General features: G+C 66.9%; 20 protein-coding genes and 1 pseudogene. 16 read left to right on the top strand and 5 right to left on the bottom strand.

Annotated features, from left to right (window positions below):
• The 5 genes from FME97_RS05675 to FME97_RS05695 form a co-directional block, all read right to left on the bottom strand.
• The gene (locus tag FME97_RS05675) at positions 1-1,146 is read right to left on the bottom strand and encodes a DNA polymerase III subunit (RefSeq protein ID WP_141428284.1); all 1,146 of its coding nucleotides are present in this window, start codon (positions 1,144-1,146) and stop codon (positions 1-3) included.
• 20 nt (positions 1,147-1,166) lie between these two features.
• Positions 1,167-2,639 carry a lipopolysaccharide biosynthesis protein gene (locus FME97_RS05680; protein WP_141428285.1) on the bottom strand — a complete coding sequence of 491 codons (1,473 nt, stop codon included), beginning with the start codon at positions 2,637-2,639 and terminating at the stop codon, positions 1,167-1,169.
• Between the two features lie 346 nt (positions 2,640-2,985).
• Entirely contained in the window at positions 2,986-3,969 is a 984-nt protein-coding gene (locus FME97_RS05685; RefSeq protein WP_141428286.1) for a magnesium transporter CorA family protein, read from the bottom strand.
• Positions 3,970-4,036: 67 nt separating this feature from the next.
• On the bottom strand, positions 4,037-4,594 hold the full coding sequence (locus tag FME97_RS05690; protein ID WP_162852159.1) for a type 2 periplasmic-binding domain-containing protein: 558 nt from the start codon (positions 4,592-4,594) through the stop codon (positions 4,037-4,039).
• Between the two features lie 197 nt (positions 4,595-4,791).
• Positions 4,792-6,015: a glycoside hydrolase family 27 protein gene (locus FME97_RS05695; protein WP_141428287.1), complete on the bottom strand. Its 1,224-nt coding sequence runs from the start codon at positions 6,013-6,015 to the stop codon at positions 4,792-4,794.
• Positions 6,016-6,507: 492 nt separating this feature from the next.
• On the opposite strand from FME97_RS05695, the gene FME97_RS05700 reads away from it, so the two are divergent.
• From FME97_RS05700 to rfbD, 16 genes and pseudogenes are all read left to right on the top strand, one after another.
• The gene (locus tag FME97_RS05700) at positions 6,508-7,482 is read left to right on the top strand and encodes a hypothetical protein (protein ID WP_141428288.1); all 975 of its coding nucleotides are present in this window, start codon (positions 6,508-6,510) and stop codon (positions 7,480-7,482) included.
• Positions 7,473-9,839, top strand: a complete 2,367-nt coding sequence (locus tag FME97_RS05705; RefSeq protein ID WP_141428289.1) for a hypothetical protein — start codon at positions 7,473-7,475, stop codon at positions 9,837-9,839. The genes FME97_RS05700 and FME97_RS05705 overlap by 10 nt, the downstream gene beginning before the upstream one ends.
• Positions 9,836-10,096 carry a hypothetical protein gene (locus FME97_RS05710; RefSeq protein ID WP_141428290.1) on the top strand — a complete coding sequence of 87 codons (261 nt, stop codon included), beginning with the start codon at positions 9,836-9,838 and terminating at the stop codon, positions 10,094-10,096. Before FME97_RS05705 ends, FME97_RS05710 begins: the two co-directional genes overlap by 4 nt.
• A gap of 3 nt (positions 10,097-10,099) precedes the next feature.
• Positions 10,100-10,984 carry a Clp protease ClpP gene (locus FME97_RS05715; RefSeq protein ID WP_141428291.1) on the top strand — a complete coding sequence of 295 codons (885 nt, stop codon included), beginning with the start codon at positions 10,100-10,102 and terminating at the stop codon, positions 10,982-10,984.
• A gap of 106 nt (positions 10,985-11,090) precedes the next feature.
• A complete protein-coding gene (locus FME97_RS05720; RefSeq protein ID WP_141428292.1) occupies positions 11,091-12,068 on the top strand; it encodes a hypothetical protein in 978 nt (325 codons plus the stop codon).
• Positions 12,069-12,134: 66 nt separating this feature from the next.
• Positions 12,135-13,361, top strand: coding sequence for a phage portal protein (locus FME97_RS05725; protein ID WP_141428293.1), 1,227 nt, complete (start codon positions 12,135-12,137; stop codon positions 13,359-13,361).
• A 173-nt stretch (positions 13,362-13,534) separates the two neighbouring features.
• The gene (locus FME97_RS05730) at positions 13,535-14,008 is read left to right on the top strand and encodes a DUF6712 family protein (RefSeq protein ID WP_141428294.1); all 474 of its coding nucleotides are present in this window, start codon (positions 13,535-13,537) and stop codon (positions 14,006-14,008) included.
• Positions 13,983-14,405 (top strand): phage holin family protein, encoded by a 423-nt coding sequence (locus FME97_RS05735; RefSeq protein WP_141428295.1) that lies wholly within the window; start codon positions 13,983-13,985, stop codon positions 14,403-14,405. Before FME97_RS05730 ends, FME97_RS05735 begins: the two co-directional genes overlap by 26 nt.
• Positions 14,402-14,803 (top strand): structural protein P5, encoded by a 402-nt coding sequence (locus FME97_RS05740; RefSeq protein WP_141428296.1) that lies wholly within the window; start codon positions 14,402-14,404, stop codon positions 14,801-14,803. Before FME97_RS05735 ends, FME97_RS05740 begins: the two co-directional genes overlap by 4 nt.
• 257 nt (positions 14,804-15,060) lie before the next feature.
• Complete coding sequence (locus FME97_RS05745) at positions 15,061-16,539, top strand: ComEC/Rec2 family competence protein (protein WP_141428297.1); 1,479 nt, start codon at positions 15,061-15,063, stop codon at positions 16,537-16,539.
• Positions 16,536-17,684 carry a THUMP-like domain-containing protein gene (locus FME97_RS05750; protein ID WP_141428298.1) on the top strand — a complete coding sequence of 383 codons (1,149 nt, stop codon included), beginning with the start codon at positions 16,536-16,538 and terminating at the stop codon, positions 17,682-17,684. The genes FME97_RS05745 and FME97_RS05750 overlap by 4 nt, the downstream gene beginning before the upstream one ends.
• A 33-nt stretch (positions 17,685-17,717) precedes the next feature.
• Positions 17,718-19,046, top strand: a complete 1,329-nt coding sequence (locus tag FME97_RS05755) for a YhjD/YihY/BrkB family envelope integrity protein (RefSeq protein ID WP_141429962.1) — start codon at positions 17,718-17,720, stop codon at positions 19,044-19,046.
• Complete coding sequence (locus FME97_RS05760; protein ID WP_141428299.1) at positions 19,043-19,822, top strand: Rossmann-like and DUF2520 domain-containing protein; 780 nt, start codon at positions 19,043-19,045, stop codon at positions 19,820-19,822. Before FME97_RS05755 ends, FME97_RS05760 begins: the two co-directional genes overlap by 4 nt.
• Positions 19,798-20,343, top strand: coding sequence for a KdsC family phosphatase (locus tag FME97_RS05765; RefSeq protein WP_141428300.1), 546 nt, complete (start codon positions 19,798-19,800; stop codon positions 20,341-20,343). Before FME97_RS05760 ends, FME97_RS05765 begins: the two co-directional genes overlap by 25 nt.
• 4 nt (positions 20,344-20,347) lie before the next feature.
• A pseudogene (locus tag FME97_RS12545) lies at positions 20,348-20,449 on the top strand (dTDP-4-dehydrorhamnose 3,5-epimerase); the annotation flags it as partial.
• Positions 20,446-21,327: a dTDP-4-dehydrorhamnose reductase gene (rfbD, locus tag FME97_RS05775; RefSeq protein ID WP_141428301.1), complete on the top strand. Its 882-nt coding sequence runs from the start codon at positions 20,446-20,448 to the stop codon at positions 21,325-21,327. The pseudogene FME97_RS12545 and the gene rfbD, both read left to right, overlap by 4 nt.
• Positions 21,328-21,330: the final 3 nt, after the last annotated feature.

Raw genomic sequence — 21,330 nt, forward strand, 5'->3', positions numbered from 1 at the left:
TCACAGATGTTTTATCATTTTGCTCACCGAGAGCGCAAAATGGGTGAATACGATCGTCGGATTGCCGTTCTGCGCGATCTGCGCCGCGGCACTCTCGATCTCGGCGATCAGCGGCTCGATGTTCCGCGAGCCGACGAAGGGGGCGAATTTCGAGCAGAAGGCCAGCTCTTCGCCCCACAGGTAGCAGACCTCGCTCAGACCGGCGTGGAGCATGTAGCTCTCGCGCAAAAGCCGCGCCGCATCGCGCAGGAAGGAGCGCTGCTGCTCGCGCGAGAGCTGGGCGGCCTCCTCGGCCCAGCCGATCAGCTCCAGATGCCGGTCGTTGTAGCTCAGGCGCATCAGCGAGCAGAAAAGCCCGAAGTTCTCCCGCCGCGCGGCGTCGTTCTCGCCCGCCGCCAGATGTCCCAGTTCCAGCAGGTCGCCGCCCGCAAGACGCGCCATGTTGCGCGCCTGCAACGGATCCGTCACGCCGCGTTCGCGGGCCGCACGCTCCAGCACCTCGGGCGCGATGCGGGGGACGGCCACCTCCTGCGTGCGCGAAAGGATCGTCGGCAGCAGGCGGTCGGGCTGCTCGGAGACCAGGATGAAGAGCGTCCGCTCCCACGGCTCCTCGAGAATCTTGAGAATCTTGTTCGCGGCCTCCTCGTTCATCGTCTCCGGAAGCCAGACGAGCATCGTCTTGTAGTCGGCCTCGAAGCTCTTGAAGGAGAGCTTGCGGATGATCTCGTCGGCCTCTCGGGCCGCGATCATGCCCTTGAGCGTCTTGCCCAGATCGAGCCGGTCGTACCACTCCTGCGGCGAGAAACAGCCGCCCCGCTCGGCGAAAAGCGCGCGGAACTGCTCCAGGAACTCGTCGCTGCGGACCGCCTCGCCCGACTTCTTGCCCTGTTTGTTCACCGGAAAGACCAGATGCAGGTCGGGATGCGCGAGGGCGGCGATCTGCCGACAGTCGGGACATTCGCCGCACGAATCGCCATCCCGCCGGTGGCGGCAGCAGAGATACTGCACATAGGCCACGGCCAGCGCGAGCGTCCCGTAGCCCGCCGCACCCGAAAAGAGCTGCGCATGGCTCACGCGCCCCGCATCGACCGACCGCGCCAGATGCCGCTTCAGATCCTCCTGTCCCGTAATGTCCGCAAACCGCATATCCTTCTCCTCAAAATCCGTTAAGACCGCTTCAGCACCGCACGCGCCATCGCCCCGAGGTCGATCCGCTCCCGGCGGACGAGGTAGGCGACATAGGACGCAAGAAGCAACATATTAAACGCATAGCCCACGAACATATTGCCCGCGGCGCCCCCGACGGCCTCGGCCGCGGCGAACCCCGCCAGCGCGACGGCGACATACTCGCCGATGCGCCGCCAGTCGTAGGGCGTGGGGAAGAAGCGGCGGTTGAGCCACCAGCTCACGGCGACCATCGCCACCTCGCTCGCCAGCCGCGCCCAGGCCGCCCCGAAGTAACCGCACAAGGGCACGAGCCAGCACCCGAAAAGGAGGATGGCCGCAAGCCCCGTGCCGGTGACGACGATCGCGAGCGACGTCCGCTCCTCGCGCTTGTACCAGAACGAGAGGTTGAGCCATACGCCCGTGAGGACGTTGGCCCCGAGCACCACCGGCAGGATGAAGATCCCCTCGCGGAACTCCCGTCCCACGATCAGCGCGAAGACGTCGCGGAAAAGGGCGATGCAGAGGAAAATCACCATCGAGGCCATGACGTAGTATTTCAGCGCCGCGGCATTCATCGCCACGAAGTCCGACTTTTTGAAATTCGAAAGGAAGAAGGGCTCGGCGGCCAGCCGGTAGATCTGGTAGAAGAGCATCATCACCACGGCGATCTTCGTGACGGCGCCATAGACGCCCAGTTGCGCCATGGCCACCCCCTCGGGCAGCAGGAACTTGATGAGCTGGCGGTCGATGAACTCGTTGGCCGTACCGGTCAGGCCGCCCACCAGCAGCGGCAGCGAATAGGCGAAAACGGCCGTCAGCAGCTTCCGGTCGATCGCAGGCAGCGTGCGGTCGGCGGTGGCGAGGATCACCAGCCACGTCACCGCGCTGGCGACGAAGTTGGCGACGAAGACCCACCCCACGCCGAAGTCGGTGGAGAAGAGTCCCGCGACGCCGAAGGCGACGGCCAGCGCGACGTTGAGCACCGCGCTCAGCGCCTTGATTCCGACGAAGGTGAGCGCGCGCCCCTGCTCGCGAAGCCGCGAAAAGGGAATGCAGGCCCAGACGTCGAACAGGATGATGAGGCCGACCCAGACGACGTATTCGGGGTGCGCGACATAGGTTTCGCCCATCAGGCGGGCGACGTCGCCGCGGAAAAGGATCATCGCCGCGACGAAAAGCAGCGCCGCGAGCGACGTGGCGCCCCAGGTCGTGGCGAAGAGCCGCCGTTTGGCCCCCCGCACGTCGCCGCCCGCCGCCTCGGCCCGGGCCGAAAAGCGGAAATAGCTCGACTCCATGCCCATCGTCAGGAGCGTGAGCGCCAGCGGAATCAGGGCATAGACGTCGGTGACGATTCCGTAGGCCTCCTGCCCGAATTCACGGGTATAGTAAGGCGTGAGCAGATAGCTCAGGAAACGCACCGCGATCGTGCTGATGCCGTAAATGGCGGTCTGTCTGGCCAGCTTTTCGAGCATAAAGAGTGCTTAATAGGCAGCAAAGATACAAATTTCGGCGGAAAAAGCCGCCGTTTCTCCTTCTTTCGAAGAAAGAAGAGAAAAGCCCGGGGATTCCGGGCAGGGCAACCCGAACCGGCGGGGAGCGGACGGAACCGGATCGGCAGAAAGGAAGCGACGGAACGAAAGGCGCGGCCGGCGGCAGCGGGTGTGCCGCGAAAGCCGGAGGGCGGAACGGCACAAAAAGACCGGACGCTGCCGCGGAACGCCGGAAAGGCGATTCCGGGAAGCGTCCGGAGACAGAAGCGCCCCGTCCGGGCCCGCGAGGTGTTCCTCCCGCGGCACGGAAGGCGTCAAGGGAGCGGCGTCAGAGCCACTTCTTATAGCGGAAAAACCAGATCGTGAGGATCGAACAGACGATCATCAGCCCGATGGCGAACAGGTAGCCCAGCGGAACGACCCAGCCGTTGGAGAGCGTGAGGGTCCACTCCAGTTCGGGCATGGCCTTGAAGTTCATGCCGTAGATCGAGGCGATGAGCGTCGCGGGCATGAAGATCACGGCCGCCACGGAGAAGATCTTGACGATGCCGTTCTGCTCGATGTTGATCAGACCCAGCGCGGCGTCCTGGATATAGTCCAGACGCTGGAAACTGAAGTCGGCGTGGTTTATCAGCGAATTGACGTCCTTGATCATCAGTTGCAGCCGCGGGTAGATGTCGTTCGGAAAGCGCTCCGAACGCAGGATGCCCGACAGGACGCGCTGGCGGTCGAAGATGTTCTCGCGCAGCGACATGGTGCTCTCCTGCAACGCGCTGATGCGGTGCAGCACCTCCTTGTCGATCGAATCCTCCGAATTGACGTCCTTCGAGAGGGCCGCGACCTGCTTGGCGATCAGCTCCACGAGGTCGGCGTCGAAGTCGATGCGCACCTCCAGCAGCGAAATGAAGAGGTGGTAGCCCGTCGAATAGCTGCGGTAGTTCATCTGCAGGCGCTTCTCCGTCTCGCGGAAGGTGCGGAACTCGGCGCTGCGCACCGAAACGAGCACACCCTCGTTCGAAATGATGAACGACACGGGTTCGACGATGAACGAATCGCCCGTGGGAACGAAAAAGTTCGAGTTGGAAATGATGGCGTTCTCGTCCTCGGAGTACTTCGAGGTCGATTCGATCTCCTCGACCTGCTGTTTGGTCTGGAGGCTGATCTCCATGAAGTTCTCGACGGCCTTCTGCTCCTTGATCGTGGGCAGCAGCATGTCGATCCACAGGATGTCGTCGTAGCCCAGCTCGTCGAAAAGCTTGGTGTCGGCATTCCGGATGATCTTGTTGTACTGCTTGAGGTAAATCGTAATCATAAATCGCTCTCTGTAAAGTTCTCGAATCCGTAAGCTGTAGAGAGGCGGGCGCGGCCCGCTAACCTCTTCAGCCGGGATTGGCTCTCGGAGCGACCTTTACGCCCGAGTCCCAGAACTTTCGGAGCGCCTGATTCTTCTGGTTGTCGAAGATGTAGTCGAAATGCGACAGCGTGTCGTAGCCCCGCTGCGGATCGGAGGCGAACGGCGACGAAAGCACCGCCTCGTAACTCCGTTCGAGGCCGTAGGTCAGCGCATGCTGCAAGGCTTCGACCGTATCGGGATCCGTATCCCCGTGCGCCGCCCACACGGCGAAGGCGAAGGGCAGCTCGCCGCACTCCTTCCATGCCGCGAGCAGCGGGTCGTCGCCGCCGAGCAGCGCCTCGCGGGCGGACGGAACGCCGCCGATGCAGTATCGGGTGACGATGTGCGCATCGGAGAGCAGCGGAACGGCCGTAAAGGGAAGCAGCGCGATGTCGGCTTTCCGCTCGATGAAATGCTGGATGACGGTGTCGGGATCGGACAGCAGCAGCTCGGCGCGAAGGTTACCTTCGTGCCGGATACCATAGATGAATGGCGTCGCGCTGAAGCACGACACGGCGGCTATACGTGGAACTGTGACCATCATCCATAAGGTACGAAACGGTTGGTTCGACGGCACAAAGATACACTTTATTCCCGAAAAAGGGCACAAAACCCGCAGATTTCTTTTCCGGGGCGAAACGGGAGGGAGGGCGGCGCGGAAATCCGGACGGACCGGACGGAAGAAAAAACGCCCCGGGAGACGGAAACTCCCGGGGCGCAGTCTTTTCCGGACCTGCCGCGTCACCGCTTCACGACGGGTCGGAGGCGGTAGAGCACGACGTCCTCGGCCGGAACGACCACCTCGCGCTTGCGGTCCGTGCGGAAGCTACGGCCGCCGTTCCAGAGGTCGCGGCCCTCGTAAACGATCCGGTCGAAAGCCGTGGAGCACTGCGACACCTCCGTATCGGTGAAGCTGAACAGCTGCCAGTCGATCGTATAGGGACGCGCCTCGTGCGTGCGGTTGAAGAGGCAGAAGGCCCATTCGCCGCCGGCGAGCGGCTTGAACCAGATTTCCAGTCCGTTGTCGGTGGCGTAGCGCAACCCCTGCACGCCCAGCGGGTCCTGGTCGATGGCGATGACGTCGCGGTCGGTCACGATGGCCGCCGTCTCGTCCGACATGGCGCGTATGTCGTTGCCAAGGATCAGCGGCGCAGCCATCATGCACCACATCGTGAAGTGCGCACGGTCCTGATTGACCGACATGCCGTTGCCCACCTCGAGCATGTCGGGGTCGTTCCAGTGACCCGGACCAGCATAGCGGCGCAGTCCGGCGTTGTCGTCGAAATTCTGCATCACGGTGCGGGGTTTCCAGTCGCCCGTGAAGACCGCGGGGTCGGAGAACGAAAGGCCGATGTCGCCTGTCGTACGCCACATGTGGCCGACCTCCCGCGCCCAGGTCCACGGCTTGCTGTTACCCCACTCGCACATGGAGAAAAGGATCGGGCGCCCGGCGGCGCGCAGGGCGTCGCGCATGAGCGTATAGGCTCCCACGGGATTGATATTCTCGGTGTTGCACCAGTCGTATTTCAGGTAGTCGATGCCCCAGCGGGCGTATTGCAGCGCATCCTGGTACTCGTGGCCGAAGCTGCCGAAACGTCCGGCGCAGGTCCGCCGCCCGGCATCGGAGTAGATACCCAGCTTCAGCCCCTTCGAATGCACGTAATCGGCCAGCGCTTTCATACCGCTCGGGAACCGTTCGGGATCGCACTGCGGAAAACCGTCGGCGTCGCGTTCGGAGGCGTGCCAGCAGTCGTCGATATTGAGGTAAACGTATCCGGCCTCGGCCAGCCCCGACTCGACCAGCGCGTCGGCCATTTCGCGGACCATCCGCTCATCGACGTTGCAGCCGAACTTGTTCCACGTGCTCCAGCCCATCGGCGGCGTGTCGGCCAGGCCCTCCCACTTCTGGGCCGAAGAGGTCGCCGCGCAGCAGAGCGCGGCGCAAAAGAGTAAAAGACGTTTCATATCAGCGATTCGTTTGAGGTTTGTCCGGGTTCGCCGAATCGGTCCGGGCCGCCGGACCGATGCCCGGAAGGCCTGTCCGAAGCCCCGGAAGGGCCGCCGGTTCGGGAAGACAAAGATAACCGATTTTCCCGGCATTCGGGAGCGGGTTTCCATTTTTTTTGGAAAAACTGCGCAAAACTCTTGACAAGGGGGTATCGGCCGCCGTATATTTGCCCCGTAATCCACACCCGGCCGCAAAGACAAGGCCGGTTATCGACATCGGAGAACCGCTCTGTTCCAACCGGATGCGAATAGTTCCCGACAACAATCGACAAATTATCCACAACTTATCCACACGCCCGGAGGTCCCGGAGACATCCGTATCCCCGCTCCTCTCCGGCCCGCACCGGTTCGTTCCGGCCCTCCGCGGCGTCCGGCCCCGCATCTTCCCGGAAGGAGGCTTTCCGGCCGGACAGCGAAACGCATCATCATTCAATCCAAAATCCCTGCACCATGACATTCACCCAAATTCCGCAACAGTACGCTCCGCTCGGCGCGGAGGCGGTTTACGCCGTGGAGAATCCCGCGGGCGGAGACCTCGACATCCGCATCGCGGACGAAAAGGGGGCTACGCTCGGAGCCCTGCGTTTCGCCGCGGCGGCCACGGCCCGCTTCGACGCCGCCCCCGCCCTGCGCCGGGCGCTCCGCTTCATCCCCCTCGTCGGCAACACGGGATTCTACGCCGCCACGGGACGCGTCGTAAAGGCAGCGGTCACGGCCGGAGCCGCCGGAACGCTTTCGGAAGGCACGGAGGCGACGGCTCCGGCGAGGACCTTCCTGCCGGGACGGGAAGCCGCGGAAGCCCCGGCGCTGCTGACGACCCTGCCCCGCCGCCGGATCATCCCGGAAGGAGCCTGCGAAGAGCTGACCCTGCTGACCGCCGGCGACGCCGAAGCGGTGGTGACGGCCCGGACGGCCGATTCGCTGACGGCGGAGAGCTACTCCGTCCGGACGTCGGGACCGCTGCTGTTCCGCATCGACACGCGCGACTTCCCGGGGGCGGAGACGCTCTCGATCGACTTCGGAGAGATCGGGACGGTGGAATACACCGTCGTACCCGCCGTGCGGGAGGCCGTGCGGCTGGCGTGGCGCAGCAGCGCGGGGTCGGTCGAACATTACAGCTTCCCGGTCGTGCGGGAGGTGACGAAAAGCACCCAAAAACGGCGGGCCTGCGGCCCCGAGGGGCACGTCGTCGTACCGCAGCGGAGCGAAAGGCGCACCGCACTGGCCTCGGCCTACGAGACGCCCGAAATGCTGGAGGCGCTCGCCGAACTGACGGAGACGCCCGAAGTCTGGATCGCCGGGGAGGAGATCTACACGCCCGCAGACGTCCTGACCGACGAGGCGACGGTGCTCCGCCGCGGCACGATGAGCTGCCTGGAGATCGAAATCCGAGACAAACGAACCGCTCCCGCACGATGGAACTGACGATCGACGGACGCCCCTGCGACCTGGGGCCGGAACGGATCGCCGTACCGGGCTACGACGCCCGGAAGACGGCAACCCCGGAGAGCTGCCGCGAAGGCCGCACGCTCCGGATCGCACTTCCCGCGACACCCCGCAACGCCGCGGCGACGGGACACCCCTGCGAGCCCCACGCCGCCGGGAAGTTCAACGACACGCGCCACGAAGCCGTGCTGACGGCCGGAGGGGCCGAGCTGCTGCGCGGACCGGTACGGCTGCTCGCCGCGACGGACGCGGAATACACGCTCGAAATCCGCAGCGGCGGCGCGGGATGGGCCGAGAACGCCGCGCGGCGCATGTTCAACACGCTGGGGGTCGAATACGACGGAGAGCTCACGCCGACCGACATCCGCGCCGGATGGACCGACGGCCGGTCCGTGAAGTTCTTCCCCGTGCTCCGCGACGAGTACCCCGCACGGAACAGCCCGTCCGACCTGCTGCCCGCCGAACGGGTGCTCTCGCCGGACGACTACCACCCCTTCCTGCACGTGGCCACGCTCGCCGAACGCATCTTCGCGGAGGCCGGCTACCGCGTCGAGAGCCGCTTCTTCGCCTCGGAGTTCTTCCGCTCGCTCTACATGAGCGGAGCCTACCCCTCGCACGACACCGCCGCGGCGGAAGCCCGCATGGGCTTCTCGGCCCGCCGGACCGCCTCCGTCACGGCGAAGGCCAACGAGGCGGGGAAGGTCGTCGCCGACCCCGCGACCGCGCTCAACTCGGTGGGCAACATCGTCGAGACGGCCACGCCGCAGAGCACCGACGCCGACGGAAACCCCATCGACGGACTGTACAATCACGGGGGATGCTTCTCGACGGACGGAGGCCGCATCCTGTTCACGCCCCTCGCGGAGACGACCGCGGGGTTCGAATACCGCCTCCGCTACACCACCTCGCACCGCATCCTCTCGCGCACGCGGCTCCGGGGGTTCGACACCGTTTACCTCGGGCCGGGGTCGGAGATGGCCTTCACGCTGGCGAACCGCTACGAGGACCACCGCGCCGCGCCGGAGGCGAACCGCACCTACCGGGCCCTCGTCTTCGACCACCGCGAAGGGGCGCGATACCGGCTCCGGTACACCCGCGACGGGGTGGAAGGGGTCGTATGGACCGAATTCGCGGCCCGCTCGGCGCAGGTCACGACCCCGGCGTCGGGACGCTTCGCCGACCCGGTGCTGGAGGTGCGCAACAGCCTCGGATGGGAGCCCTTCGAAGAGGACTGGGCTCTCTATGCCGGATATGTCGGGGAGACGGGGGAGACGACCGTGGAGCTGCGGCTGCGGACGGCCTCCGAGGAGCTCGGCCCGTCGAAGCCCAAGCGGTTCGATCAGATCTACTTCGCGGGGGCCGAGGAGGGCATGACGCTCACGCTGCACGAGGAGTGCGCCCTGCGGCCCCGCTTCCGCTCCGGACCGGGATTCGGCTCGGCGGTCCGCTTCGCTGACGTGGCGCAGCACCGCATCCGGCAGGCGGAGCTGCTCGGGGCCCTCGCACACCTGTTCAACCTGCGGTTCTACACCGAGGAGGCGACGAAAAGGGTCTGGATCGAACCGGCCGACGACTTTTTCGGCGCAGGTCCCGAGACGGACTGGAGCGGCCGGACCGACTTCTCGCAGCCGGTGGAGCGGCGGGATGCGGCGCAGGAGGTGCACGAGACGAGGTGCTGGCGCTACCGCGAAGGGGACGGCGCGGTGAGCCGCTTCGACGCCGGAGCCGAAGAGCCGCTGGGGGCGTGGAGCGTCCGGTGTCCGTCGCAGGCCGCCCTCACGGGCGAGAAGGTGCTCCGCAACCCGCTGTTCTGCCCGTCGCTCAACGCCGCGGGGCACTACCCGAACGCCCCCTCGGCCCGGCTCCTGCAGGTCGGCGACCGCGACGACACGGAAGACGACGGCACGAATTTCACGCCCCGCATCGTCCGCTACGCCGGGATGCACCCCCTGCCGGAGGGCGAACGGTGGGGATACCCGTCCGGCGAGGCGGCCTACCCGCTCGCGGCCTTCCACTTCGCGGGAGACGCCGCGGCGGCGGGGTTCACGCTCTGCTTCGAGGACCGCGACGGCGTGCGGGGGCTGCACCGCTTCTACGACCGGCAGACGACGCGCGAGGCGAGGCGCGAACGCATCGCCCTCTCGCTGCGGCTGGCCCCCGACGAATTCGCGGCGCTCCTGGCCCCCGGAACGGGCGCTCCCGACATCCGGTCGGTGTTCCGCATCGACACGGGAACGGGGGTGGTGCGCGCCCTGCTCGACACCGTGGAGGAGTACGATCCGGAGGCGGCATCGGTCCGCTGCACCTTCACGCGGCTCACGGAGGACGCCCTATGACACGGCACGAGGAACGGCTGGCCGGAATCCTGCGGCGTGCGATCACGGGGCTGTCGGAGGAGGAGGCCGTAAAGCGGCTGTTCGAACTGGGCGCGGTCAGCCGCCGGGGTTGCGAAAGGCTGGCCATCCGCGAAGAGGTGGCGCGGCTCGAAAAGCGGGGCATGGGACGCTGCGAGGCGCTGCATGTCGCGGCCGGGGTGTTCTGCTGCTCGTACGAAAAGGCCCGGAACGCATTTTACAACACATTCAAAGACTGAAACATGAAATCGGAAATCCAAATCAACGACAAGGCCGGAAGCTGCCGCATCGAAATCGAAGGGACGATCGGCGTTCCCGAGGAGTGGCAGTTCGACGACCCGGCGGACCGGGTGGCGACCTACGAGCGGTTCCGCGACGCGGTGCGGCGCATCGCGGAGATCGAAGCGCCGGAGGTGGTGGTCGAAATCCGCTCGACGGGCGGCGACGTGAACGACGCGCTGCTGATCCACGACGCGCTGCGATCGCTCGGGGCGCGCATCACGACCCGCTGCTACGGCTACACCGCCTCGGCGGCCACGATCATCGCGCAGGCGGCGTCGGAAGGCCGCCGCGAAATCTCGGCGAACGCCCTCTACCTGATCCACGACTCGGTATGCGCCGCGGAGGGCAACGCCTCGGAGCTGGAGGGGAAGATCGCCCTGCTCCGCCAGACCGACGCCCGCATCGCCGCGGTCTATGCCGCCCGTTCGGGGCGTCCGGCGGCGGAATTCGAGGCGCTGATGGCCGAGAACAACGGCAGCGGCCGCTGGCTCTCGCCCGCGGAGGCGGTGGAGGCGGGACTGGCCGACCGCGTGACCGACGCCGCACCGCACGCCGCGCCGACGCTGGCGCAGAACCTCTCGCGGGGATGGGAACGGCTGCTCGCCGGACTGGGACTCCGCCCGGGCGAAGCGACGGCCGCGGGACGGAACGCGCTGCCCGCAGACCGCAACGTGCTGCATGCCGTCCCGGACGACGGCCCGCGCCGCCGGGCCGCAGCCGAAGCGATGCGGCGGCGGTTCCGCGCCACGGAGACGCTTCCGTGCGAGGATCCCTCCTACGGCGACGCCGTACAGTCGGCCAACGCCCGCGCCTACGCCGAGGACGCGAAATGCTTCCGCGGCTGATCCGGCCGCGGAGATCCGGAACCGGAGCCGCGGTCCGGTTCCGGAAAACGAACGGACATCCCTTATTCCACAGACTATTCCACAAACCCTCAAAAACACGAAAGACATGACTTACCTCGAAAATGCGAAACAGTACACCGGTTCGGAGCTCGAAACCGTATTCTTCCGCCCGATGCTGACCGGCGAATCGGCCCGGGAACTGGGCGTGCGCGTCCTCTACAACATGCCCACGCCCACGCACGTACAGCTTTGGGACGGACAGCGCAACATCCTGCAAAAATACACCGCGGCCGGCTGGTCGGGCGGTGCGGCGGCCGCCAAGTTCGAGAAGACGATCGACCTGCGGCGCGTGAAGGCCGAGATGAGCTTCTCGGCGGCCGACTACTTCTCGATGGTCTGCGAGAAGATCGCCTCCGTCACGAACGTCCACCTGGAGGACCTCACGGGAACCGAGCTCGAGAAGGCCGAAACGGCGCTCTTCCGGCAGGCGCTCGCCGAGAACCTCCGCGCGACGATGTGGGTCGGCGACACCTCGGCCGAGACGGGCTACAACACCTTCGACGGATTCCTGAAGCTCATCGGGGAACTGGTCGCGGAGGAGAGCGTCTATCACAACACCTATCAGGACGCGGACCTCGCGTCGGCGGAGAAGATCGTCGAGTTCTTCGACGAGCTGTGGACCAACGCCGACACGCGCACGCAGGACCTCAAGGCCGACGGACAGCTGGCCTACTTCCTCACCTCGGACCTCTGCCACCTCTACGAGAAGTACCTCGACGCGAAGGGTGCGGACGCCGCCTACGCCGATGCGGTGAACGGCCGTCCGATGCTCTCCTACCACGGCATCCCGGTCATCGACGTCCGGCTGGGCGGCTACCTCGCCCCGACGTCGTTCGACAAGTCGTTCTGCATGCTCACCGACCGCCGCAACCTCGTGCTGGCGGTCAATACGGCCGACATGCCCGGCAACGAGGTCCGCATGTGGTACAACCCCGACGAGATGGAGAACCGCCAGCGCGCCGTCTTCATGGCCGGCTGCGCGATCCTCGACGAGAGCCTCGTCACGTACCTCCACAAACAGTAATTCCCCCGGCCGGACCGCCTGCGGCGATCGTCCGCGGGCGGGCGGCCCGAACCGAAGACACGACACATGAGCAAAGCGAAAAAAATCAGACCGGCCGTCGGCGTGATCGACCGCACGGACCCCTGCATGCCGCCTGCCGCGGCGCGCGTCGAAAGCGACGAGTTCTGGCGCTGGGGCGACGACAACCTCTTTCCGGCGGCGCTGGCGACGATGGCCCGCCGCTCGACGACCCACCGCCGTATCGTCAATGACAAGGCCGACTACATCTCGGGCAAGGGATTCGTCTGCGACGAGGCGGCCCAGCCGCAACTGGCGGCCTTCGTCCGGCACGCGAACGGCGACGGGGAGAGCCTGCGGCAGGTGCTCAACAAGCTGGCGTTCGACAAGGCGCTGTTCGGCAACGCCTTCCTCGAAGCGGTGACGGACGCCGGGCACTCGTTCCTCTCGCTCTACCACCAGGACGCCACGCGCTGCCGCGTGGCCCGCGACTCGCGGCACGTTCTGCTGCACCACGACTGGAGCGCCTTCCGCACATCCGAGGCGCGGCGGCTGCCGCTCTACCCGCTCTTCGAGGAGCAGCCGGACGGCACGCTGCGCACGATGGTCCACTACAAGGACTACGAACCGGCGTTCGAGCACTACGGCGTTCCGCCCTATATCGCCGGGCTGAACGTCTCGGCGATCGCCTACAAGACCGACCGCTGGAACATCTCGCGGCTCGACAACTCGTTCCAGCTCTCGGGCGTCATGCTGCTCGACTCGTCGGCCGCGAGCGAGGCCGACGCCGAGCGCATCGTGCGGCTGGCCGAGAGACGGTTCGCCGGGAACCCGGGGCAGGTGATGTTCGTCATCCGCGAAGGCGGCGAGGAGGACAACTCGCGCTTCATCCCGATCGCCTCGCAGAACGAAGGCGACTGGCAGGCCCTCCACGAACAGGCGACGGCGGACATCGTCGTGGCGCACTCGTGGTTCCGGACGCTGAGCGGACTGGATTACAGCTCGGGATTCAGCGCCGAACGCATCCTCCACGAATACGAGGTGGCGCTGAACACCGTGATCCTCGCCGAACAGGCCGAACTGACCGAACCGATCCGCGCGCTCGCCGCGGAAACGCTCGGGGCCGACGTCTCCTCGCTCGAGATCGTAAACCGGCCGCCGACCCGGTCGAAACCCATCTACATGAAGGTCTGGGAAGCCCGCAAGGCCGACGGTCTGGACTACGATCCGGACGACCCGAAGCAGCAGGCGTTCCTCTCCGAAATCACGAAGTACAACATCCGGAGCATCGACTGACCGGATGCGTCCGCCGCGGCCGGGCCCCATCGCCCGCAACGTCATGAGGACCGATCCGCCCGGCCGGGGTCGGCAGGAGGCATCCGGGAAGAAGGTCTCCGACATCTCCCGAAGCCGTTCCGGAGCGCACGCGAAGCCTCCGGAACGGTACGCACACCAAAAAACACGATTCCATGAAGACACTCGTCACACCCCTTCAGGCGCTCCGGCTCGCCTTTCCGGAAGGCGAAGCGCTGCCGCCCGGAACCGTCGCCGAAGCGGACATAGCCGCCGCGGAACGGCGGTATATCGTCCCGGTCATCGGCCACGCGCTCCACGCACGGCTGCTCGAAGGCGCCTACGAAACGTTCCGCACCGACTATCTGGCCGCACCGACGGCCCTTTTCACCCGTCTCCAGCTCCAGCCCCGGCTGGACATACGCACCGGACAATGCGGCACGACGGCCCCGAAATCGTCGTGGACCCAGCCCGCCGGCGACGACGCCCTGCGCCGGCGGCAGCGGGCGCTGCGCACCGAGGCCCGGACGCTGCTGCGCCGCGCGGCGGAGCACCTCGACGCGCACCGCACCGAATTTCCGGAATACGACCCGACGGAGAACATACTCAAACGCTGCTCGACCGATGGAGGCTTTGTACAGATGCGTTAGCGGCCTCGCGGCCGGAGCCGCCGCCCTCTTCGCCCCGATCGGTCCGATGGCGGCCACGACGGCGGCCTTCATCGGCATCGACTTCCTGACGGGCGTGGCGGCCGACCGTGCGGCGGCCCGCCGCGAAGGGCGCACCTGGTATTTCGAGAGCCGCGAGGCGTGGCGCACGGTGCTCAAGCTCGCGCTGGCGCTGACGGCGATCGCCATGGCATGGCTCATCGACCGCTGCGTGCTCGGCTTCACGCGGCTCGACACGGCACGGCTCTTCGCCGGCTTCATCTGCGGCGTGGAGATGTGGTCGTTCCTCGAAAACGCCGCGCAGCTCTCCGACGCCCCGCTGTTTCGCCGGCTGCGCCGCTACGCCCGCCGCCGCATCGGAAAGGAGGCCGGACGATGAGCCGGGGGCTGGAAAACCGCAACCCGGGCAACATCCGGCAGTCGCGCGTGCGTTACAAGGGCGAGGTGCACCCTTCGCGCGATCCGGAGTTCAAGCAGTTCGAATCGCCGGCATGGGGCTACCGGGCCATTTTCGTACTGCTCGACACCTACCGGCGGCGACACGGGCTGCGGAGCCTCCGGGAGATGATTTCGCGCTGGGCTCCGCCGTCGGAGAACCGCACCGAAGCCTATATCCGCGCCGTGGCGGACGACACGGGAATCGACCCCGACGAACCGATCGACACGCGCGACCGGAAGATGATGGTTCCCGTCGCGGCATCCATCTCGCGCGTGGAGAACGGCATCGCGGCCGACCGCCGCCAGGTCGAACGCGGCTGGGAGCTGTTCGCGGAGTGACCTCCGCCCGAAGGGAGCGGAACCGGCAAACAGGTCCGGCGGCGAACCCCGGCAGCCGAAAGACGGACCGACGGACACGGCGCCCGGAAGGAGGGGAAAACAGCCGGACAGAGGCCGCCGGAACGGACGGAGCGCCGCCGTCGGAGCCGACGGGCGGAAAAGACCGGAACGAACGCTTCCGCAGCCGGAAAACCCGGACCGGGCGGGGGATTTGCATCCGAATTCGCTATATTTGCATCCGAACAGACTATCCGCACATGTCGATCCGGCAGCTACTCGCACGGCTCGACCGGATGCCGATGCTGAAAATCCTCGTCCCCTTCGCGGCGGGCATCGCGCTGGCCGACCGTTTCACACTGCCCCTGTGGTTCGCCGCAGGGGCTTTCGTGCTGACGGGGCTCACGGCCCTGCTGCTGCGCTCCTCCGCGGCGCTGGCGGGGATGCTCCTCACGGCGGGATTCGCCGCGGCGCAGCTCCGGGCGGCCGAACCGGCCGTGCCGCGGGGCGTACGCACTGCCTTCGAGGTCGCGGTGGAGGGAATCCCCGCCGACCGGGGCCGCTACGTCGCGGCCGAAGCGGTCGTCGCGCTCTGGCGGGACCCCGCGACGGGGCGCTGGCATCCGTCGGGCGACCGGGTGATGCTCTACGCCGATTCGCTCACTCCGCTGACGGCCGGAGAGCGGTTCGTGTGCCGCGGCGAGGTGCGGCCCTTCCGGGGCGGGGCGGAGAGCTACCGCCGCCTGATGCGGCGGCGGGGATTCGCCGGAACGCTCTCCGTCTCCGGACGCACGCTGCTCGAACGGCTGCCCGGACACACCGGAAAGCTCCACCACCGCGCGGCGGAGCGGCTGGCCCGGCTTCCGCTCGGAGGGGATGCGGGAGCCGTGGTGCGGGCCATGGCGGCGGGAGACCGGAGCGGCATCACGCCGGAGCTGCGCACGGCCTACTCGCGCAGCGGGCTGTCGCACCTGCTGGCCGTATCGGGACTCCACACGGGCATCGTCTTCGCGCTCGTCAATCTCGCGCTGTGGTGGCTGCCGCTTCTCAGGCGGGGACACCTCGTGCGCAACGTGCTGGCGGCGGGGGCCGTGTGGCTGTTCGTCGCGGCGGCGGGAGCCCCGCCGAGCGCCGTGCGGGCCGCCGTCATGTGTACGGTCCTGCAGACCGCCCTGGCGTCGGCATCGGAGTACGTCGCACTCAATGCGCTCGCCGCGGCGGCTTTCGGGATGCTGCTCTGGCAGCCGGCCTGGCTGGGGGACATCAGCTTCCGGCTCTCGTTCCTCGCCGTGGCGGGCATACTCGCCTGGGGCGTGCCGCTCTGCCGCCGCTGCCGGACGCGCTGCCGGGCGGCGAACGCCGCGATCGACGCCTACCTGATCGGCCTCGCGGCCGCCGTCGCCACGACGCCCCTCGTCTCGCACACCTTCGGAACGGTTCCGCTGGCCGGGCTGCTCGTCAATCCCGCGGCCATCGCACTGGCGACGGCCGTAGTCTTCGGCGGGGCGCTGTGGATGCTCCTGCCCGCCGGACCGCTCGCCCCGGCCTTCGCCCTGGTCACGGGCACGGCGGCCGAAGGGATCAACGCGCTGGCCCGCCTCACGGCCTCGCTGCCGGGAGGCGCGGCCGAATATGCGCTCGGAGGGACGCAGACCGCGATCCTCTACCTCCTCTTCGCGCTCGCCACCCTCGCGGCATGGAGCGCGGAACCGAAAAAAAGCGTACATTTGCCGACATGATAACCCCCGAAGAATACGCCCTGCTCCGCACCGACGAGGTGCGCGAAGCGATCGCCCGGGCCCGCGGACGCGACCCGCTGGAGGTGGCGACGGACCGCCGCGTGCCCCACGCCCGTCTGGTCGCCACGCAGGTCAAATACCTCGCGCGGGCCGAACGGAAACTCCCCTCGTACGCCGCGGCGCAGTGCATCCTGCCGCCGCGGGCCTTCGAGCAGGCGTCGAGCGAGGCGTGCGCGGCGCACAAACGCATCGCGGGCGACAGCGTGCTGGACCTCACCTGCGGACTGGGCGCGGACGCGCTCTTCCTGAGCCGCCGCTTCCGCCGCGTGGTGACGCTCGAGCGCGACGCCACGCTCGCCCGCATCGCCGCGGAGAACTTCGCACGGCTCGGCGCCGGAAACATCGAGGTCGTCTGCTCTTCGGCCGAGGAGTACCTCACGCAGGAGGGGCTGCGCTTCGACTGGATCTACGCCGACCCCGACCGCCGTTCGGCGGAAGGCCGCAGGCAGGTGCGGCTGGAGGCGTGCTCGCCCGACATCCTCGCGCTCGGACCGCTCATCGGCCGGGCGTCGGAGCGGCTGTGCGTGAAGAACTCCCCGCTCTTCGACACGGACGAGGCGCTGCGGCTCTTTCCCCGCAGCCGCGTGGAGGCCGTCTCGGTCGGCGGCGAGTGCAAGGAGGTGGTGATCTACGCCGACGGCGCGGGACCGCTGCTCACCGCCTCGGCCATCGGGCTGGGCGAGTTCTCGGCCCGGCCCGGCGAGCGTGCCGGAGAGCCGCCCGCGACGTTCGGCGCGGCGCGCTACCGCTGGCTCGTCATTCCCGACGTGGCCTTGCAGAAGACCCGCCTCGTACGGCTGCACCTCGCGGGCCGCGCCGACTGCTGGAGCGAGAACGGCTACGGATTCGCCGCCGAACGCCCCGAGGGCGTGCTGGGCCGCATCCTCGAAATCGACCGCATCGAGCCGTACGACCCTGCACGGCTGAAGCGCGAGCTGAAGGGACGCGGCGCGGAGATTCTCAAGCGCGACTTCCCGCTCCGGCCCGAGGAACTGTACCGCCGGCTGGGGCTGCATCCGGGCGGAGAGGTGCGGCTGGCCTTCACGAAAACGGGGAACGATTTTTGGGCGATCCGCCTAAAATAGCTATCTTTGTTCGACCGTCACGACGCCGTTCCCATGAAAATCAGCGACATTCCGACATACTTCACCGACACGATCTTCCGGCGCGACGCCAGCGAATGGCGCAACCCCGTCGTGCGGTGGCTCGTGCAGCAGTACAAGCTGCTCTTCTACACGGCGAGGGGGTTGCAGGAGCACGGGACGCTCGTGCGCAGCGCAGCGCTGACCTTCTATACGCTCATGTCGCTCGTGCCGATCGCCGCCGTAGTGTTCGCCGTGGTCAAGGGCTTCGGCCTGGCGGACGGACTGGTGGAGAACCTCTACGCGCTCTTCCCGCAGAACCCCGAGATCGTGCGCTACATCGTCGATTTCGCCGAGAACGCCCTCGGCCGCACGCAGGGCGGCGTGGTGGCCGCCGTGGCTCTCGTGATGCTCTTCTGGGCCGTGATCCGCGTCTTCGGGTCGATCGAGAGCGCCTTCAACAACATCTGGGAAGTGAAGGTCGAGCGCGGCATCACGCGCCAATGGACCGACTACATCGCCGTGGTGATGATCGTCCCGGTGCTCTGGATCGTGGCCAACGCCATGACCAACTACGCCGAACGGCTGCTGGGATTCGACGACAGTTGGTACTTCGGCCTGCTGTCGCATCTGGCGTCGATGGTGGTCATCTGGGGCATGTTCACGCTGCTCTATCTGGTGATCCCCAACGCGAAGGTCCGCGTCGGCAGCGCCCTGATGGCCGGAATCGTCGCGGGCACGATCTTCCTCCTGTTCCAGTGGGGCTACGTTTACCTCCAGCGGTGGATGACCTCCTACAACGCCATCTACGGCAGCTTCGCCGCGCTGCCGCTCTTCCTCATCTGGTTACAGACCTCGTGGGAGATCCTCCTCTTCGGCGGCGAACTGTCGTTCGCCTACCAGAACGTCGAACGGTTCGACGAGGAGCGCGAGTCGCTGCTCGTGAGCTACGACCAGCGGCGCAAAATCCTGCTCGCGGCCATGCTGATCGTCGTGCGGCATTTCCGCGACCACGGCGGGGCGATGCCCGCAGAGCGGATCCGGCGGCGGCTGAACCTCCCCACGCGCATCGTGAACGACGTGCTGTTCCAGCTCGTGCAGGCCGGGCAACTGATCGCCGTGCGCAGCGGCGACGGGGAGCGCGAAGTGGGCTACACGCCGGCATACGACATCGCCTCGATGACGATTTACAGCATCCTGGAGGCGGTGGAACGGAGCGGACAGACCTCCTTCGACCTGGCGGCGACGCCCGAACTGGCGCATATCGACCGCGAGCTGGACGGACTCAAGGAGGCGGCCCGCAACGCCGAGGACAACGTAACGCTCACCGACCTGATGAAGGACGCCGACACGAAACAGCCATGAAACAGATCGCAATCATCGGAAGCGGAAACCTGGCGGAAGCCCTCGCCCGGGCCGTGGCGGCGGCCGACGGGCTGCGCCTCGTGCAGCTCTTCGCGCGCAACGCCGCACGGGGCGGCGAGGTGGCCGCACTCGCCCGCACGGAGTGGACGGACGACCCGCGGCGGCTCGCCCGGGCCGACCTGTACCTCATCGCCGTCAGCGACCGCGCCGTGGGGGAGGTCGCCGCACGGCTGCCCATACCCGACGGAGCCGCGGTGGCCCACACGGCGGGCAGCGTACCCCTCGCGGCCCTGCCCGAACGGTTCGCCCGCCGGGGGGTCTTCTACCCGATGCAGACCTTCACGCGGGGCCGGGAGGTCGATTTCGGCGAGATCCCGGTATTCATCGAAGCCTCCTCGCCGGCATTGTGCGACGAGCTGGAGGCGTTCGCCCGCCGCCTCTCCCGCACGGTGATCCGCAGCGACTCCGCGCAGCGGGCGAAAGTGCACCTCGCGGCGGTCTTCGCCTGCAACTTCGCCAACCGCATGTACGCTCTCGGCGAACGGATCGCGCGCGACGCCGGGCTGGACTTCGGGGTGCTCAAACCGCTCGTCACAGAGACCGCCGCGAAAGCCCGCGACGCCCGCTCGCCGCTCGACGTGCAGACGGGCCCCGCCGCACGGCACGACGCGGCGACGCTGGAGCGCCACCTCGCGCTGCTGGCCGACGACCCCGAAATGCAGGAACTCTATTCGAAAATCAGTCAGAACATATGGGAAACTTCAAAGAGGACATAGCCCGCTGCGAAGCCTTCGTCTTCGACGTGGACGGCGTGATGACCGACGGGGGCATCATCCCCACCGCGGACGGCGACTTCATCCGCCGCTACAACGCCAAGGACGGCTACGCGCTGGCCTACGCCGTCAAGCACGGCTACAAGGTCTGCATCATCACCGGCGGCCGCGGCCGCACGCTCGAACACCGGCTCCGGATGCTCGGCATCGAACGCTTCTACACCGACTGCATGGACAAAATACGGGCCATGCGCGAATACTTCGCCGAGGAGGGCATCGACCCGGCCAACGCAATCTACATGGGCGACGACATTCCCGACCTGGAGTGCATGCGCGAAGTGGGCATTCCGGTCTGCCCGGCCGACGCCGCGGCCGAGGTGATCGAAGCCTCGCGCTACGTCTCGGAGTTCCGGGGCGGCGAAGGCGCCGTGCGCGACATCGTGGAGCAGGTGCTCCGCGCCCGCGGCGACTGGGCCCGCGACTCGATGGGCGTCACCCCCTCGTCGCTCGTGGCGTCGAGGTAGCGGACCGGAGGAGAAGGCCGTCCTGAGCGAGAAAGATACACGGCATCCGCTTCTGCGGGATTTCGTATCGCCGTTCGAGTATAACGAAAACCTTTACAAGTCATGAACATTCTTGTCACGGGCTCCGGAGGACAGTTGGGACATGCCCTCCGGCGTGCTTCGGCCGCCTCGGCGGACCGCTACTTCTTCACGGACGTCGCGGGCGACGATACCCTGCGGCTCGACATCACGGACCGTGAGGCCGTGGAACGCTTCGTCCGCGAACACGCCATCGGCGCTGTCGTGAACTGCGCGGCCTATACGGACGTGGAGCGTGCCGAGGAGGACGCGGAACGCGCCGAGCTGCTGAACGCCACCGCCGCCGGACACCTGGCACGCGCGATGAAAGGAGTCGGCGGACTGCTCGTGCATGTCTCCACGGACTACGTCTTCGACGGCACAGCGAACAGGCCCTGCACGGAGGAAACCCCGACGGCGCCGCGAAGCGTTTACGGAGCGACGAAACTGCACGGCGAGGAGGAGGTGCTGGCTTCGGGCTGCCGCTATGTGATTCTCCGCACGGCGTGGCTCTATTCGGAGTACGGGAGGAACTTCCTCAGGACGATGCTGCGTCTGACGGAAGAAAAGGAGGTGCTGCGCGTGGTATTCGACCAGACGGGAACCCCGACCTACGCCGGGGACCTCGCCGAAGCGATCTTCGACATCGTGGAACACCGCAAATACGAAGGCCGCGAAGGCATCTACCACTTCTCGGACGAGGGCGTCTGCTCGTGGTACGACTTCGCCCGGGCCATCGCCGAATACGCCGGAAACTCCGCCTGCGACATCCGCCCCTGCCACAGCGACGAGTTCCCCTCGAAAGCCGTGCGACCGGCCTACTCGGTGCTGGACAAGACGAAAATCAAGGAGACATTCGGTATCGTGATTCCCCACTGGACGGACAGCCTCCGCAAATGTATCGGAAACATCGAAAAAGAGAAATAGAAG

It is taken from the genome of Alistipes dispar (assembly GCF_006542685.1).
GTDB lineage: Bacteria > Bacteroidota > Bacteroidia > Bacteroidales > Rikenellaceae > Alistipes > Alistipes dispar.